The organism is Glutamicibacter sp. FBE19 (assembly GCF_015524875.1).
GTDB classification, from domain to species: Bacteria; Actinomycetota; Actinomycetes; order Actinomycetales; family Micrococcaceae; genus Glutamicibacter; species Glutamicibacter halophytocola.
Genome location: NZ_JACKQN010000001.1, coordinates 280,320 through 296,982 on the forward strand (window position 1 = coordinate 280,320; position 16,663 = coordinate 296,982).

General features: G+C 63.4%; 14 protein-coding genes. 6 read left to right on the forward strand and 8 right to left on the reverse strand.

Annotated elements, in window-relative coordinates; genetic code table 11:
- The first annotated feature begins 719 nt into the window (after nucleotides 1-719).
- A complete protein-coding gene (locus H6F58_RS01240) occupies nucleotides 720-2,702 on the forward strand; it encodes a sigma-70 family RNA polymerase sigma factor (protein ID WP_195180898.1) in 1,983 nt (660 codons plus the stop codon).
- A 157-nt stretch (nucleotides 2,703-2,859) separates the two neighbouring features.
- Here H6F58_RS01240 and H6F58_RS01245 read toward each other — a convergent pair whose 3' ends face one another.
- The 8 genes from H6F58_RS01245 to H6F58_RS01280 all read right to left on the reverse strand — a co-directional run bounded on the left by H6F58_RS01245 (nucleotide 2,860) and on the right by H6F58_RS01280 (nucleotide 10,572).
- Nucleotides 2,860-4,707, reverse strand: coding sequence for an ABC transporter permease subunit (locus tag H6F58_RS01245; RefSeq protein WP_195180899.1), 1,848 nt, complete (start codon nucleotides 4,705-4,707; stop codon nucleotides 2,860-2,862).
- A 16-nt stretch (nucleotides 4,708-4,723) separates the two neighbouring features.
- Nucleotides 4,724-6,244, reverse strand: coding sequence for an ABC transporter substrate-binding protein (locus H6F58_RS01250; RefSeq protein WP_195180900.1), 1,521 nt, complete (start codon nucleotides 6,242-6,244; stop codon nucleotides 4,724-4,726).
- Between the two features lie 41 nt (nucleotides 6,245-6,285).
- Nucleotides 6,286-6,957: an ATP-binding cassette domain-containing protein gene (locus H6F58_RS01255; RefSeq protein ID WP_195180901.1), complete on the reverse strand. Its 672-nt coding sequence runs from the start codon at nucleotides 6,955-6,957 to the stop codon at nucleotides 6,286-6,288.
- Nucleotides 6,954-7,634: an ATP-binding cassette domain-containing protein gene (locus tag H6F58_RS01260; protein WP_244652220.1), complete on the reverse strand. Its 681-nt coding sequence runs from the start codon at nucleotides 7,632-7,634 to the stop codon at nucleotides 6,954-6,956. Before H6F58_RS01260 ends, H6F58_RS01255 begins: the two co-directional genes overlap by 4 nt.
- Nucleotides 7,635-7,915: 281 nt before the next feature.
- On the reverse strand, nucleotides 7,916-8,815 hold the full coding sequence (locus tag H6F58_RS01265) for an EamA family transporter (RefSeq protein WP_348536352.1): 900 nt from the start codon (nucleotides 8,813-8,815) through the stop codon (nucleotides 7,916-7,918).
- Nucleotides 8,812-9,531, reverse strand: coding sequence for a phenylalanine--tRNA ligase beta subunit-related protein (locus H6F58_RS01270; RefSeq protein ID WP_195180903.1), 720 nt, complete (start codon nucleotides 9,529-9,531; stop codon nucleotides 8,812-8,814). Before H6F58_RS01270 ends, H6F58_RS01265 begins: the two co-directional genes overlap by 4 nt.
- Nucleotides 9,521-10,129, reverse strand: coding sequence for an XRE family transcriptional regulator (locus tag H6F58_RS01275; RefSeq protein WP_195180904.1), 609 nt, complete (start codon nucleotides 10,127-10,129; stop codon nucleotides 9,521-9,523). The genes H6F58_RS01270 and H6F58_RS01275 overlap by 11 nt, the downstream gene beginning before the upstream one ends.
- Nucleotides 10,130-10,323: 194 nt before the next feature.
- Complete coding sequence (locus H6F58_RS01280; RefSeq protein WP_206693378.1) at nucleotides 10,324-10,572, reverse strand: hypothetical protein; 249 nt, start codon at nucleotides 10,570-10,572, stop codon at nucleotides 10,324-10,326.
- Between the two features lie 56 nt (nucleotides 10,573-10,628).
- Between H6F58_RS01280 and H6F58_RS01285 the strand changes: the two genes are divergently transcribed.
- The 5 genes from H6F58_RS01285 to H6F58_RS01305 all read left to right on the forward strand — a co-directional run bounded on the left by H6F58_RS01285 (nucleotide 10,629) and on the right by H6F58_RS01305 (nucleotide 16,631).
- The gene (locus H6F58_RS01285; protein ID WP_244652221.1) at nucleotides 10,629-11,078 is read left to right on the forward strand and encodes a nuclear transport factor 2 family protein; all 450 of its coding nucleotides are present in this window, start codon (nucleotides 10,629-10,631) and stop codon (nucleotides 11,076-11,078) included.
- Nucleotides 11,075-12,457 carry a cytosine permease gene (locus tag H6F58_RS01290; protein WP_195180907.1) on the forward strand — a complete coding sequence of 461 codons (1,383 nt, stop codon included), beginning with the start codon at nucleotides 11,075-11,077 and terminating at the stop codon, nucleotides 12,455-12,457. Before H6F58_RS01285 ends, H6F58_RS01290 begins: the two co-directional genes overlap by 4 nt.
- 171 nt (nucleotides 12,458-12,628) lie before the next feature.
- Complete coding sequence (locus tag H6F58_RS01295; RefSeq protein WP_244652247.1) at nucleotides 12,629-13,621, forward strand: pyridoxal-phosphate dependent enzyme; 993 nt, start codon at nucleotides 12,629-12,631, stop codon at nucleotides 13,619-13,621.
- Nucleotides 13,618-15,213: an FAD/NAD(P)-binding domain-containing protein gene (locus tag H6F58_RS01300; protein ID WP_195180909.1), complete on the forward strand. Its 1,596-nt coding sequence runs from the start codon at nucleotides 13,618-13,620 to the stop codon at nucleotides 15,211-15,213. The genes H6F58_RS01295 and H6F58_RS01300 overlap by 4 nt, the downstream gene beginning before the upstream one ends.
- Entirely contained in the window at nucleotides 15,213-16,631 is a 1,419-nt protein-coding gene (locus H6F58_RS01305; protein ID WP_195180910.1) for an alanine racemase, read from the forward strand. Before H6F58_RS01300 ends, H6F58_RS01305 begins: the two co-directional genes overlap by 1 nt.
- The last annotated feature ends 32 nt before the right edge of the window (nucleotides 16,632-16,663 follow it).

Consider the following 16,663-nt stretch of genomic DNA (forward strand, 5'->3'; position numbering starts at 1 on the left):
AATAGGGCGCAAATCGTGACGCGGAGGTCTGGAGAATTATTTTTGCGTAGGGTGAAGGAAAATACTGACTTCTGTAAATCATCAGATGAAATCGTGAATTTTGGTGCGTGAATGAGTTTTGATGAGGACCGGGGCTCATCTTCAAGATGTCGCTGGAGTTGCATTGAGCACGCTTTTCTCCGGTTGAAGGCAATATTTCTAGCCGACTGGAGACCGGTTTTGCAATGGCCTGCGGAGAAGCGGATGGAGATTTCCATCGCAGTCTGAGCTATGGGCGTGATTCCCTGCGATCATGGCAATAACGGTGATCCGGGCCCAGGGAAGTTTAGAAAAAGAATTACAAAGTTTTTTCAAAAACCGCGTCACGATCATCAATTCTTGCGATCTAAAAATATGTACGCGCGTGGCTACTCGATGCACAACACACGAGAACGGTACAGAAAATGCGCAGCCAAGTAGCCACTGATGTGGTGCGGACGAATATTCAAGGGAGATGAAATGCGAGCGGGAAATAACGAGGTGCGACTTCGTGATGATGTTTGCGTGGAATCGCCCTTTCTAGTTCAGACACACGATGGAAGAATGTTGGAGGCACGCAGTAATGCAGTCAAGGGTGGGACCTTGGCCGCGAAAGTTCTGCGGGCCGCAAATTTGGGGAATGCTGCAGGTTGCCAAGAACGTGATGGCCAGCTGAAGGCCTTAGACGTTTTGGGGGCGTTATGACAATTGATTCGGGAGAGATCTTCGCTGAACTCAGTGATGCGAACTTGATCCGAGGGATCCGCGGAGGGGACCGGGAATCCCAAGCGCATCTATATCGACGCCATAAGCAGGTTGCCTTGGCTGTCGCCTATCGTCATACCGATACTCCGTCTGAGGCTGAAGATATCGTTTCAGAAGCATTCTTGAAGGTTTTCCAAGCCATTGAACGAGGCTTGGGGCCGCAGGAATTCTTCCGAGCCTATTTGCTGACTGTCGTATCGCGCTGCGCTTTTGCCAGGAACAAGGCAGCGTCGCAGCAGATCGTTGTTGACGATCACCAAGAGTTCCATATGGGGGATGCATTCGCTGACGACGTCATGGATCGGGCCGAGACATCTTTTATCGTCAATGCCTTTCAGTCCTTGCCCGAACGCTGGAGGATGGTGCTCTGGCACGTCGAGGTTGAGGGGCTCGCACCTCGCGAAATCGCTCCGATCCTGGGGATTACACCGAATGCGGTATCGGCTCTGGCTATTCGTGCGCGTGAAGGACTGCGCCAGGCGTACCTCTCGGCGCACATGAAGGCCCACTCCGGGCTTTCGGAACAGTGCGCCGAAGCGCGAAAGCACCTGCCTGCGATGGTCCGTGGCACCCTCAAGAGCAAAGACGAAAAGGCAGTCAAGCAGCACCTGAAGACTTGTGATGAGTGCGCCGCAGTATTCGCGGAACTCACCGAAGTAGGCTCTAGCCTGCGTGCCTTCATCGTGCCGCTGCTGGTTGGCGGCACCACGGCGCTGGGCGTACCAGCGGCCGGCGGAATCGCGGGTGCCCAGGGTGTTGCATCGACGGTATCGGCAAGTGCCGGGGCCACCGCTGGTGCTGTTGGTATCGGGACGACTGGTGGCGTGGTGCTGGTGTCTTCGGTGGGCGTCGGATTATTGACGATGACCGCATTCGCAGCTGCAGGGGGTTTTCTGCCCGATGCGACCACGGGTGCTGATCCGAAATCGGCCCCGCCGGCGAGCTCCAAGGAATACAATCCCGCTCCGGCCCCTGAAGTCGTTGCGCCCGAGAGCACTGAATCGGGTCAAAGACCCGGGCGTTCGGCATGGGTTCAGCCTGCGCCGACGCTCGATGCTGAACCGTCTGAATATCTTGCTCGGACACCTGGTTTTGTTGCTCCAATGAAGCAGCAGGAGACGGGGCCATCGCAGCAGAGCGCCCGCGCGGAAGCGCCACCAGTTATACCGTCACCGAGTGCGCCATCTGCGGCGCCTACTGCCGAAGCTGCAGCCCCGCTGGAGAGTTCTGATCCGGAACCGGAGCCAAGCATCGAGGCAATGCCTCAGGTAACGGAGACGCCAACCGCTGAACCATCAACTGCGCCTGTTCCGGAAGAATCGTCGCATCCTGCAACCGCCGAAGCGACGGCTGGGCCGAGCGCCGAACCTAGCGTGGCGCCGACGCCTGAACCTTCCGTGGAGCCAGCACCGGAGCCGAGTCCAGAGGCGAGGGAGACTCCAACCGTGGAACCGACTCCGGAAGCATCTGTGACTCCGACGGCCGAGCCATCCGTGGCTCCGACGGCCGAGCCATCCGTGGCTCCGACGGTCGAGCCATCCGTGGCTCCGACGGTCGAGCCTTCCGTGGAACCAACGGCCGAGCCCACGGAATCACCGAGCATTGAATCGCAAGAGCAGTTCGAAGTCGCGATGCACACCGACCATCATCCGCACTTCCCGACGTATACCTTTGATATCACGCCACCAGAAGGCGTAGCGCGGTACACCGTCAATGTTGAAATGAAAAAGTTGGCTTTTGACATGGTGGAAGTATCGGGGCATTGCCATTGGCACCTGCTGGGAATCCATACCCTGAAAATCTCTTGTACCGGCCCTGCTGAGCTGTCGGTGACTACCTTGCAAACGAATAAGGAACGCACGATCAGCTTTGACTTCCCGGATAGCCCGCAGTCGAGCACGGCGTTCCGGATGAGCTAACCCGAAGAAGGCCCTGGAATTCCAGCCGCACCACGGGATCCGGCGGCGTTCGCCATTCGCGCACCGGTCTCCAGCTCCTCCCGTGCAGGTGCATGCGGCGCGAGCAGGCCAGGGAACATCCATGCGTGCAGAGCCTGCTCCGTGCAAGCCGCGAACTTCAGCTGTTGCTGTGTACCGCGCCGCCAGCGGGAGCAGCAGAAGCATCCGGCGTTGCATCCGCAGATGCTGGTGCGGTTCCAGCGCCGGGCAGGCCAGAATTTTTCGAAGGGCGCCGCGAGGGGCTCATCCCCGCAACGGCCACGGCGCAGACCGAAGTCAGCACCAGCGAGAGCGCTGGGGCGAAGACCGTCCACGGGGCGCGCTCGACGTAGCCGATGCCCTCGGCCAGCAGCAATCCCCATTCCGGAGTGGGCGGCTGGGCGCCCAGGCCCAGGAAGCCCAACGCCGCCAGGGCCAGGGCAACTCCGGGAAGGCGCAGCATGCCATGGCGCAGCAAGGGCGGGACGATTGCCGGCAACAGGTGCTTCACGAAGATTTCCCCGCGGCGAACTCCGGACAGCGGCAGCCAGCGGATATGCGGCATGGCCCGTGCTTCTTCGAGCAATGATGCCGCATGGGCGGACAACGGGGGCCAGGTCACCCACAGCACTGCCACCCCGGCGCCGATCACCGAGGGACCCAGCAGCGCGGCAATCACGACGCCCGCCAGGATTGGCGGGGTGGCATTGGCAATGGCCGAGGGCCCGCGGGAGATCTCGCCCAGCCCGGCCAGCAGCAGGCCGATGGCCACGGCACAGAGCACGATCAGCACTGCCGGGGCGACCGTGCCCAAGGTTCCATGGGCCACCCGGCCCAGCAGATCCCGGCCGCTGGCATCAGCGCCGAAGGGAAGGGACCAGCTCGGCGCGGCCAGCCGCTGGTGGCTGATCGCGTAGGGATCGCGGGGCAAGCCGAAGGCCATGATGGCCAGCAACCCGGTGCAGGTGATCCCCGCAGTCCAGCGCAGCAAGGAGGATTTGCCGCGGAATTCCGGCGGGACGGACAAGGCTCCGGCAGGCAGTGGACCCCCGCGCAGCCAGCGCCGGGCGGCGGTGGCCAGCAATCCGATGAGCACTGCGGTTCCTGCCATCAGCAGCAGGCCTGCCTGCAGCGCCGGGATATCCTGGGCATTGGCCGAGCCGAGCAGGAAGCGTCCCAGACCGGGGATGGCGAAGACCTGTTCCACGGCGACCGCTCCGCCCAGCAGACCGATGAACACCAGGCCGAACTGGTCGATGATGGCAGCGCCTGCGCGGCGCAGCACCCCGGCCAGCAGCACGGGGCCCGAGGCCCCGGCCATCCGCCAGATCATCACCCATGGCTCGCCGGCCACCGAGGCAATGGCGTCGGCCAGCAGCCGGCCCAGCAGCCCGCCGGCCGGAATGCCCAGGGCCAGGGCCGGCAATACCGCGGTATCCAGCCCGGTCCAGCCATAGGGCGGAAGCCAGTCCAGCTTCACCGCGACCAGCACCAGCAGGATGCTGGCCAGCAGGAATTCCGGCAGGGCAGTCAGGGCGACGCCCAGCGGCCCGGAACCGGTCTGCGGCCTGTCGCGCAGCACCCGAAGCATCGCCGGGGCGATCAGGCAGAGTGCCACCAGCAGGGCGGCTGCGCTGGCAAAGGCCGTGAGCGTGGCCGAAACGGACAGGGCCCGCCAGGCCCCGGGGCCGATCGGTGCTCCGCTGACCCAGGATGAACCCAGATCCCCGCGCAGCACCCCGGCCCACCACTGCAGGCTGGAGTGCACAGGCCCTTGGCCCAGTCCAAGCTGTTCGCGGATGGCGGCCAGCGCCTGCGGCGTGGGCTCCAGCTCCGCATAGCGGGCCCGCAGCACCGCGGCGGCCGGATCGGTGCGCGAAAGCCAGGGCAGGGCGCCGGCGAGCAGGAGCAGCACCAGGGCGCTGAGCAGATAGGAGGCGGCGGAAACCAGCGAGGTTTTCTGCCTGTAGGCGCGGAGGAATCTCATGCGGTGCTTCTTCGCCCTACTTGGTGTCCAGCTGCGTCAGCGTGGTGACCAGGGACCGTTCGCGAGGATCCCGGGCAGCACCGGATACGGCGGCATTTTCACCCTGGATCACCCGCTCATGCAGCAGCGGGATGGCCGCATCGGTACCCAGGATCCTTGCTTCGGCCAGCATGATGGCACGCTGGCGGCCGGTGCCCGCGTCGGTTTCCGAAGCGCTGGCGATGGCCTCTTCGACCTGGGCATCGCACAGCTGGGAGATGGCGAAGCCGCCTTCGCAGGTGAAGTCCGAGGCGAAATAGGCCACCGGGTCACCGGAGTCCAGAACCGTGGCGCGGGAGAGGATGAAGGCGTCGAAGGCGCCGTCCAGGGCATCGGCCTCGATGTACTGGTATTCGCGCACATCCTGCTGCACCTCGAAACCTGCCGCTTCCAGCTGCTGCTCGAGGATCACGGCCACTTCGGGAAGTTCCGCGCGGTCGGTGAAGGTGCCCAGCGAGATCTTGACATCCTTGACCTTGGCCGGCTGCGCGCGGTGGGCCAGCAGTTCCTGGTACTCGGCATCGTCGCGGTACTCGGCGGCGTAGGGCAGGGCGGGGCCGAGCAGGCCCTCGGCAAGGTCGGCGCGGTCCTCGTAGACGGATTCGATAATGGCCGCGCGGTCGATGGCTTCGCGGGCCGCGGCGCGTACCGCTGGATCGGCGAAGGGCCCTTTCTTGGTGTTCAGGTACAGCGTATTGGTGCGCGGCATCGGGACTTCGGTGAGCAGTTCCTGGTCCACGGTGGAGGCCTGGCCAGCCGGAATGGCCTCGACGATGTCGGCCTCGCCGGTGCGCAGGGCCGCGGTGCGGGCCGTGCCGTCCGGAACGAATTTCACGTCGATGCCCTCGGCGGACGCCGGCTCGCCCCAGTAGCCATCGAAGCGATCCAGGGTTGCCCCGGAGATGCCGTCTACTGCGGTGATCTTGAACGGTCCGGTTCCGGTGTTCACCGGGTTGACCCCGTGATCGGTGTAGGCGGAAGGATCAAAGATGGCCAGCTGCGGGCTGGAAAGGCGCTGGGGCAGCAGCGGGTCGGGATCAGCGGTGGTGATCCGCAGGGTCTGGCCATCGACCGCATCGACGTTCAAAGCGGTCCCGTTCAGGATGCGCGGCACGGGGGTGGAATCAATGGCCGCCTGCAGCGAGTTGGCGGCCGCCGCGGCTGTCAGGGGTTCGCCGTTGTGGAAGCTGACGCCCTCGCGGATGGTGATCTCCCAGGCCGTATCGCTGGTGCGCTGCCAGGCGGTGGCGAGCCCCGGGGTGGCGTCGCCGGATTCATTGAGGGTTACCAGGGTCTCAGCGGTGGACCAGCGTGAAAGCTTGAAGGCGTCATCGCTCAGCGGGTCCAGGCCCGAGCGGGGCGGCTGCATGTGGGCCACCGAAATGCGCCCGGTGCTGCCTGCTGGCTCGGCGGAGGCGGAGAAGCAGCCGGTCAGCGCCAAGGTGGCAGCGAGCGGGAGCAGGAGCAGGGGCAGGGAGGTGCTGCGGCGTCGAGTCATGAAAGTGCGTTCCTTGCGAGTGGGTCGGTGATGGGCGCAGATCAGCGCGGCGCGCTGATGCGCAAATGGCGTGAACAGCGGGCTGCCAGCTGCAGATCGTGGGTGACCAGCAGCAACGCGATTCCGGTGTCATTGGCGGTCGTGAACAAATGCTCTGCCACTTCGCCGGCGGTGGCGGGGTCCAAGGCGCTGGTGGGTTCATCGGCGACCAGCAGCGCCGGGTCGACGACCAGCGCGCGGGCCAAAGCTGCCCGCTGTGCCTGGCCGCCGGAAAGCTCGCGCGGCCGCCGATCCAGCAGGGCGGGATCGAATCGGGCCACGTGGGCGGCCCGCTCGATCTGTTCTTCTGCTGCCAGGTGCGGTGCCAGGCGGGAGAGTGCCAGATGCAGCGACCTGCGGATGGAATACCGGGGCACGAAGGCCGCCGCGGCATCCTGCGGGACGCCTTGGACCAGGTGCCGGCGCTGTCCCGAGAGATTCCTGCCGGGCAGTGACCACGGTGTGCCGAGCAGGTTCACCTGCCCCGTGGACGGGTCGCCCAGTCCCAGGATGATGTCGGCCAGCGTGGATTTGCCGGCACCGGAAGCGCCGGTAATGGCCAGCGATTCGCCGGCTTCCACGGCCAGGCAGACCGGAGCCAGGATCTGCCGGGCATTGCGGCCGGTGCCTCGGCTCGCCGATACCCCGGATGCCTCGAGTACCGGGTGGCTCATGCCGGGACCGCCTGCCGTGCAGGCGCCAGCTCTTCGCGCAGCCTCCCGGAATCCAGCCGGATGCGCCGCGTGGCCAGGGCCCCGGCGACCTCTGGATCATGGGTGACCACGACCATGGCCTGCTCTGCGGAAACCACCTTGTCCAGCAGGCCGAGGATCTTGTCGCGCGATGCCTGGTCCAGGGCGCTGGTGGGTTCATCGGCCAGGATCAGCGGGGCTGAGCTCAGTGCCGCCAGCGCCACCGCGGCACGCTGTGCCTGGCCGCCGGAGAGCTCTGCCGGGCGGCGCTGCAGCAGCTGCGGATCATCTAGGCCCACCGAGGCCAAGGTGTCTTCAACTGCCTGGGCGCTGCGGCCGCTGGCCTTGCGCAGCTGGCGGCCCAGCGGCATCAGCGGATGCAAAGCATCTTGGCCTCGCTGCGGAATGTAGCCGATGCGCTCGCAGCCGATGGTGCGCGTCCCGGCGTAACCCAGCTGCGCGGCCCAGCGGCCGGTGATCATCGAGAGCAGCAGCGATTTGCCGCTGCCCGAGGGCCCGGTGACTACCAGGCGCTCGCCGGAGCAAATGCGCAGCTCGGGGATTTCGAGGAGCACCTGTGAAGAACCGCGGACGCACAGCGAGCTGTTCTCAAGGCTGAGCAGTTCTGTGGCGCGGCTGATGCCTGCCTGATTCCCCATGCTAATCATAATGAGAATGATTATCACTTAAGTGTTGCGGTGAGGGCAAATTGCGCTGGGGAGCGAAGGGAGGGGCTTCTCGCGGCGAGAGGTTAACATCTGCAGGCGCGTCGGCTTGCAGGCGGCGGCAGACGGGAGTCCATGCATCTGGAGATCTCTTGTACCCGATTGCCCGCAGTCGAGCACGGCGTTCCGAATGAGCTATTTAAACCTCAACGCAGTGCCGGGATCATGATGATTCTGGCACTGCGTTGAGGCGCGGCAGCAAAGGCGTGGATGACCTACTTGAGCGGTTCCAGCGGCACTTCAATGAGCGGGACGCCTGGATCTTGGCGCCGTCCGCCACGCTGGGCTCCTGCGCCCGCTGCAATGACGATAATGATGCCCGCGAACTGGAACCAGGTTGGAGTCTGGGACAAGATCAGCAGGCCAATGAGAATGCCAAAGGCCGGCTCAATGGAGAGCAACGTGCCAAAAGCGGTGTGATTCATCCGCTTGAGCGCCAGCATTTCCAGGCCGAAGGCGATGACCGGGGTGATCAGGGCAATGCCTGCCGCGGCGAGAAGTGTCCACCAGGCAAAATCGTGGCTGATCACCTGTGGCAAGCCAACGGGCAGTGTCGCGATGGCAGCCACCGGGATGGTCAGCGACAAGCCGCTGATTCCCGAGAAGCGGTCGCCAACGTGCTGGGTCAGGACGTTGTACAACCCCCAGCAGGTTCCAGCGCCGAGTGCGAAGAGCACACCTGCCGCGTCGATTTGCCCGTGCCACGGTTCCGTCAGCAGCACAACGCCCAGGACGGCCAACGCTGGCCAGAGCAGCGCTTTCCGGTTTTTGCTCATGATCCCGGCCACGGTGAGCGGGCCGAGGAACTCGATGGATACCGCGGTGCCCAATGGAATGCGGGCAACCGCTTCCAGGAACAATGCGGTCATATAGCCGGTGACAACTCCCAACGCGATCAGCGCCGGAATGTCCTGCTTGCGGATGGAGCGGAAATTGGGGCGCGCGATGACCCAGAGAAAGACTGCTCCGAAGCACATGCGCAGCCAAGCGGTGCCACCGGCACCGACCTGTTCAATGACAAAAACGGACGTGGCGTTGGACAGCTGGACCGCCAGCATGGCGGTAATGGCCAGGGTCCACGGCGGCAGGCCGTTGAACGTGGAACGAGAGATCACTGGGCACCTGCGATTCGCTGTGAAACTTGTACGGCAGCACCCAGGGACTGCATGGCTTGGCCCAGGGCCTCGCCGGCAGCTTCCAGCTGCGTGTCGGACATGGGGGCCAGGGCGTCCAGGATGAAGAACGCGGTGGTGGTGTTCTCGGACAGGGCGGTGCGCCGTCCCTGCCTCCAGTTCCAGCGGCGGCACGTCACCCCGGTGCCATCCCGCCAGATCACTTCGCCCGCATCCGGGTTCTCGATGGTTGGCTCGCCGCCGGCAACGGTATCAAAGGCTTCGTCGCCGGATGCACGCGTGAGCAAGGCCGGGCCGTCATATAGATCGAAGTCTTCGCCGCCAATCGGGATCTGGTGGACAACGGAAATGGCGTTATAGATATCGGTCAAGGCATTGACACGCGGCAGGCCTGACGACGCGCGGCGGGTGAGCGCTTCGAGGCTGTTGCGGGTGCGCTGGGGTTTCGCCCCGAAGGCGCGGTAGGCCTCGCGCCAAGCATCGATCTGCGGCAACTGATCCACGGGGGTGCCGGCGAGCAGCGCCGCCGCATGCGCTTCGGCCTGCCCGATCAGCTCATCGGCAATCCGCGCATCGGCCTGCGGGTTGATGCCCTCAACCACCAGCAGCAAGGCGCGGTAGTCAGGACGCAACTCCAGGACCGCTGGGTCGATTGAGCATCCGTAGAGGAATTCGGTGGGGGTCAGGTTATTTGGCATTGGTGCTCTCCGGTTTATGGGTATGGCCAACGCCTGGTTCGTAGACGCACAGGCTGAAGGTGGCGGCGGTTTTGCGTAAATTAGCGTAGGCGTGCGGTGCATCCCCGTCGAAGGAGATGGCATCTCCGGCCTTCAGCTCATGGATTTCGCCATCAACCTCGATGGTGATTGAGCCCTTGAGCAGATGAAGCAGCTCCCGGGTCCCTGAGGAGTGGGGTTCGCTCTCGAGCCGTTCGCCGGGCGCCAGGGTCCAGTCCCACAGTTCAACCACGTCCGGTGCGTCGGTGCCAGCCACCAGCACGCCGCGTCCTCCGTTCTCACCGGTCCACAATGCGGCTCCTTCGCCAGCCCGGGTGATCTTGGAGCGTGCGGCTTCCGGCGGTTCCACCAGGGCGGGCAGGCCGAGGCCCAGTGCATCCGAAAGCTTCAGCAGGATGCTGACGCTGGGGTTGGCGGTGCCCTGTTCGACGTTGATGAGCATGCGCCGGCTGACGCCTGCCAGCTCGGCAAGCTGATCCAGTGTCCAGCCGTGGTTCTTGCGTTCGCTTTTTACCCGGTCCCCGATGGTTCGGGCGAGCCGCTCGGCACTTGTATCCATGAGTGCATCATACTGCACTAAGAGTGCATTGTCGATTGATGCGGTTGGGCCTGGCCAGGGCTTGGGTGACGCGCTCACCGGTGTTGCCGTGAAGGCTGCTGGTCGCAGGCGTTCCCTGGGGTGCACGGCTGTCTCAGGGGGAGCCGCATTCGTATCGAGCGCGGTGTTCGCCTTGCGCCCCCGGGCGATAGGGGCTAGGTGTCGCGGAACATCTGCGCTATGCCCTCCGGGCGTTGCGCGCAGGCAATTGAATTCTGCCCATGCCGCATCAGCAAGCCTCGATGCGGTGTTGCCTTCATGGGCTCGTCGCCGTCGGGTGCCACGGCAACGCAGAGTGCCGCGATCGCCCTGCTTTTTCTGGTCGCGGCTGCGCCAATTTCATTGACCGGCAACAAAAGATCACCTAGAGTAAACAAAATATGCATATAGGTAATCCATGTCACTCCTTTATGCCCGCTTCCGCAGTGTCCATCTTGGGACCTCAGCCTTGGGAGAATCGTTGAGCACAGTTGCACCGACCGAAAAAGACGTCCTGGACGCCGCTGCCAGAATCGTGGAAGCTTTCGCCGCGACCAGCACGCAAGAGTATTTCTCGCTCTTCGCCCCGGACGCATCATTCATATTCCATCCCGAAGCCACCCGGCTGGATGACCGGGCCAGCTATGAAGTGCTATGGAACGGCTGGCTAGCCGAGGGGTGGAGGGTCACCAGCTGCCGTTCCTCCGATCAGCTGGTCCACGTTTTTCCCGGCGGGGCTGTGTTCAGCCACACGGTATCAACCGCTATCCAAACCGGAAACGAACCCGAAAACATCTCCACGGATTCGTACGTGGAACGTGAAACCATCGTTTTCCGCCAGGAGCCGGACGGTTCGCTGATAGCCATCCATGAACATCTCTCCACGGTTCCAGACGAAGCATCCACCGAGGCAAATGGCGGAAACGCATGAATGTCTATCGCAAATTCGAGCAGAAGCTCGAAGCCGGGGCGGAAAACTCCGGCCCTATCCGCGGACAGCTGGGGACCGGACGCATCGGAATGATCTGGCTTGCAGCCAACCTTGTGGTGACGACACTGCTGACCGGAACGTTCTTCGTGCCGGGCCTGGATTTCAGTCTTGCGCTGATCATGATCGTGGCAGGAACCTTTGTTGGCGCCATTATCTTGGTGCTCGTGGGAAATATCGGAACCCGCACCGGCCTTCCGACCATGGCTATCACGCGCGGGGCGTTCGGCACCCGGGGCAGCCTCCTGCCGATTGCGGCGAACGTCATCGTGCTCATGGGCTGGAGCTGGGTGCAGGCCATGCTGGCCGGAGTGACAGTCAACTACATTGTTGCCTCGGCCACCGGATTCGACCACCCGGTGCTGTTCTCGGTGATCTGCCAGGTTTTTGTCGTGTCCCTGGCCCTGTTCGGGCATGAGGGAATTTCACGAGTCGAGCCGTGGCTGGCCGTGCTGATTCTGGCGATCATGGGATATGTCTTTGCCGTAGCCTTCGGAAAATTCGAACCCGCGCAGTTCGCGGCAATCCCCGTCGATCATTCTCTTGGCTACACGCCCTTCATCGTCCTGGACATTGTCATTGCCACCGCCGTTTCCTGGACGGTGCTCTCCGCGGATATCAACCGCATGGCCCGAAGCTCGCGCTCGGGCATCGTCGGCTCGGGAATCGGATACTTGCTCTCCACCGTCCTGGCGATGATTCTTGGCGCCACCGCTCTTGGCTATGTCATTCTCTCCGGCGGCGAGGCCACCGCGTTCGACCCGACGATTCTGGTTGCTGCCTTTGGCGCGCCGCTGGCCATCGCCATCTTCCTTTCGGTCATGGCTACCAATACGATGGCCGTCTACGGAATGATCACCTCGGTGGTCAACTCCCGTCCCGAACGCAAGCTGCCCTTCCTGGCCACCGCGTTGGCAGTTGGCTCAGTCTCCATCCTCGGAGCCACCTGGCTGGCACTGCTGGATCAATTCACCGACTTCCTGACCCTCATCGGTGCCTTCTTCGTTCCAGTCTTCGCCATCATGATTGTCGACTACTACTTCTTGAAGCGCGGCAGCTACACCCGTGACATCCTGCGCCATACGGGCGGAGCCTACTGGTACCGCAATGGAGTGAACTGGATTGCCGTGGCAGTGTGGGTGGCCGGCGCAGTGGTCGCCTACCTGCTGACCTACATTTTCCCGAGTCCCATCGGTGCGACGCTTCCGTGCTTCTTCGCCAGCTTCCTGCTCTATCTCGGGCTGTCCTGGAACCAGCGCAGCCGCAAGGGTATCGTGGCCCATGAACACCTGGTTCGCGAGGCTTCCCAGCAGGCTGGCTGACCGGGTTCCGGACAAGTGGTGTGAGGATTGCCTGAGAATTCTTCAACCCGATAGCCAGTAAATCATTTCTGCACATAGACTTGCGAAAAACGGGACGAGTCAAGCTCAAAGCCTCTGATACTCAAGTAACCGTCGACAGTGTTCTCCGTCGCAGGAATGTGAGTTGTGACTATGCAAGCTACCGGTGCCCTAACGCCTTTCAATTCACCATTGGTGAAGCTAGAGCGCCTCTTCGAATCAAGCGGTGTCGAATTATTCGCCAAGCTGGATTCACTGCAGCTATCGGGCAGTACCAAGGAGCGCACCGCCGAATCCCTGATTACAGCCTTCCTGGAATCAGGAGAACTGGAACCCGGTGGAATGGTGGTGGAATCCACCTCGGGCAACCTGGGCATTTCCCTCGCCCGGCAGTGCGTGGTGCGGGATATCAGATTCGTGGCTGTCGTGGATGAGAACGCCAACAAGTCCGCGCTTCAGATCATGCGCGCCTACGGTGCCACGGTGGATCTTGTCAGGGATCCGCCCGATGGCAACAGGCTGGCAGCCCGCCGGCAGCGCGTGGCCCAGCTGCTGAACGAGAACCCCGGCGCGGTGACCACCAACCAGTATGGATCGCTGCGCAATCCCGAAGCCCACTACTCCTCGACCATGCCTGAAATCATGGAAGCGGCGGGCGGGGAGCTGGACATGCTGTTCGTTGCCACCAGCACCACCGGAACGATCCTTGGATGCCAGAAGTACGTCCGGGAACATGATCTGGCCACAAAACTGGTGGCAGTGGACGCAGCGGGCTCGGTGCTCTTTGGCGGCGAAGCAGCCGAGCGGCGCCTGCCCGGGCTGGGCGCAGGCATCATTCCCGAGCTGTCCTTGCAGGTGCAACCCGATCAGGTATTGCGCATCCCTGAAATCGAAATGGTGCGTGGTTGCCGGCGGCTGGCCCGGCGCGAAGGCATCTTGGCCGGCGCATCAACCGGGGCCATCGTCGCTGCCCTGGGACAGGTGCTGCCCGACGTGCCTCGGGGTTCGCGCGTGGCTTTTCTGGTGCACGATTCGGGCGTGCCGTACCTGCACACCGTCTACAACGATCAATGGGTTGAAGAGAACCTGGGCGAGGTGCTCGATCCAGCGGGAATCCATGAGCTAGAGGATGATGCCGCACGATGACCCGCATAGCAATGATTGGCGGTGGGCCAAAATGCCTGTTCGCGCTGCTGGAGCTCAACGATTCGCTGGCTGCTGGCGCCGCGCACCTGTTGCACGTGGACGTCTATGACCCGTACCCGCCAGGAGCGGGACGGGTATGGAATACCGGGCAGCCCAGGGAACTGAGGCTGAACGTGAACTCGCGCATCATCGACGCCTCCTGGAGCCTCTGCGCGCAAACGTTCAACGAGTTCCGGGACCGGCAGCCAGCCGGCGCGATCCACGACGCCTTTCCGCCAAGGGCGCTTGTCGGGGAATATCTGCGAGAACAATTCGAGCTGCTGGCGCACCTCGGATCGCTGCCCGTCCGGCACCTGGCGCTAGCGGTGGAAAAACTGGAACGCCAAGGGGATCAATGGATCGTGAAGACGGGCTCTGGCAGCTTGCTCTACGACGAGGTGGTCATCGCCACCGGCCACGGACTCGCGGGAAGCAAGCACAGCCACACGGCTCTAGCGCCCATCGCGGCCGCCAGCCTGAGCGTTGAGCAATCCCAGGATGCGCTTCGCAGCGTGCCCGCCGGGAGCAGCGTATGGATCCGCGGCGCGGCATTGACCGCCTACGACGTGGTCCTGGCATTAACCGAAGGACGCGGCGGGCAATGGGAAGCGGCTGAAGGCGGCCCGGGTGGCACGTTGGAATACCTGCCCAGCGGACGCGAGCCACAAGAGATCACCATGGCCTCGCGCCATCGCATCCCGATGACACCCAAGCCGGCAAGCATTCCGCCAGAAACCCAAGGCATCCTCGATGCCTGCAAGGCACAGCTGCGCCGGTGGGGGAGCCTCGGCCCAAAGGAGACCGGGCAGATGTGGCGCATCCTGCTGGACTGCGCCATTCAGGTTGCCGCGCTGAATTCGGTTCCTGCGAGCGAAGAATCCCTGAGGCAGACACTGGAAACCGGGCAGTCCGCCCAGTTCTCCACGCAGGCCAGTCCCTTCGAACAAATGGGATACAGCCTTCTTGCGCACCAAGGGCTGAAGCCCCAAACCCAGGAATGGGTGTGGGCAGCAGTCTGGTCCGGGGTGTACCCGGAACTAATCGCCGCACTGTCCCGGTTTCACTGGACCGGGCAGGAGCGCAAGGAATTCAACGCTGCCGCCGCAAACCTCGAGCGCATGGCCTTCGGCCCGCCAATTCCCACAGCCCAGAAGCTGATGGCCCTCCATAATGCGGGGATGCTGCGGCATGAACCAGCCAGCCCGGGGCCACCAGAAGGCGCGGTGATGATTGACGCGGTGACTTCACCGGCCGGGGTGCTCACCGCGCCCTTCCCTGAAGGAGAACCCGCCAGCGGGCTTATCCAGGGATTGCTCGCCGACGGCGAGATCAAGATCAGGACCGGCGAGCGCGGCCTGCTCACGGACACCGACGGGACCTGCATTAATGCCGAAGGGGCGCGCAACGAATCCCTGGCCGCGCTGGGACGCCCCACCGAAGACCCCACCCTGGGCCACGACACCTTGAACCGGGGATTGCACCCGGAATACCAGCGCTGGTCCCAGCGCATCCTTGCACAACTGAACGCCCCCAGCCAGAAAGCAGCCTATTGATGCCCCCGCTGATGCACGGAACCTTGCCCTTGACCGCCCGCTTGGAACCATGGATGGAAAACCTGGTTCAGGACCCCGAGCTGTGCAAGGAATTGCTCGGCCAGTGCGGGTCTCCGTTGAACGTCCACGACTACTCGTCCATGTCCCGGAACATCACCGAGCTGCGGGATGCGGCATCGGGGCACGGCATTGACTTCCAGGTCTATTTGGCGCGCAAGGCCAACAAGACCCTGGGAGCGATCGACAAGGCGGTGGCCGAAGGCTGCGGCGTGGATGTGGCCAGCTTCCACGAGCTGGATCAATGCCTGCAGCGCGGGGTCAGCCCGGAATCGCTGATTGTTACCGCCGCGGTGAAATCCAGGGCGCTGCTAAAGCTGGCGGCAGATAACAACGTGGTGCTGAGCCTGGACAACACCGATGAAGCAGCGGACCTGTTGGAACTGGCCAAGAGCGGCGGGGCTCCCGTGCCAGTTGCCTTGCGCCTGGCCTCAAGCAGCCCGGAGATTCCGCCCACCAGATTTGGGCTGGCCGCGCAGCAATGGCTGGACTTCTTTGCCCAGTTGGACAGCCACGAAGCGATCAGCATTGTCGGTGTGCACTTCCATCTCAATGGCTATAGCGGCGGGCAGCGGGCACTGGTGCTGCAAGAGTCCATGGAATTTGCCGACGCCCTGGGGCAGCTCGGGCACACGGTGGAATTCGTGGACATGGGTGGCGGCATTCCGATGTCCTATCTTGATGATTCAACGCAGTGGACCGGATTCTGGGAGGCGCTCGCCGACCTGCCCGATGGCGATGAATCCTTGACCTGGAAATCCGACCGGCTGGGAGCCACCGGGCCGCAGCCCAGCAATGCCTTGTACCCCTATCACCAGCAGCTGATTCGCGGACCCTGGCTGGATCAGATCCTCGCGGCCCGCAACCCTGACGGGTCCCGGAGCGTAGCCCAGATGCTCACTGAGCGGGGGATTCAATTGCGCTGCGAACCGGGCCGTTCGCTGCTTGATGGCTGCGGGCTGACCCTGTCCGAGGTCGCGTTCACCAAGCAGCGCAGCGATGGGGCCAGCCTGGTGGGGTTGCACATGAACCGCACCCAATGCCGTTCCACTTCTGCGGACTTCCTGGTTGACCCGATCCTCGTCAAGGCCTCGGGCCGGCACGCACCAGAGCGCTCGCCGTACAGCGGGTTCCTCGTCGGTGCGTACTGCATTGAAGAAGAACTGATCCTGCGCCGCCGCTTTGAGTTCCCGCACGGCGTCTCCAAGGGGGATATCATCGCTTTTCCCAATACCGGGGGATACCTGATGCACATTATCGAGAGCGCATCGCATCAATTGCCGTTGGCCAAGAACGTGATCCTGGAAGGTCGGCACGCGGTCCTCGATGACATCGACCAGGCCGGTGCTGGCATAGGCTAGCGGGCACCGGCTTGGCCGGATGGATCAGCGCC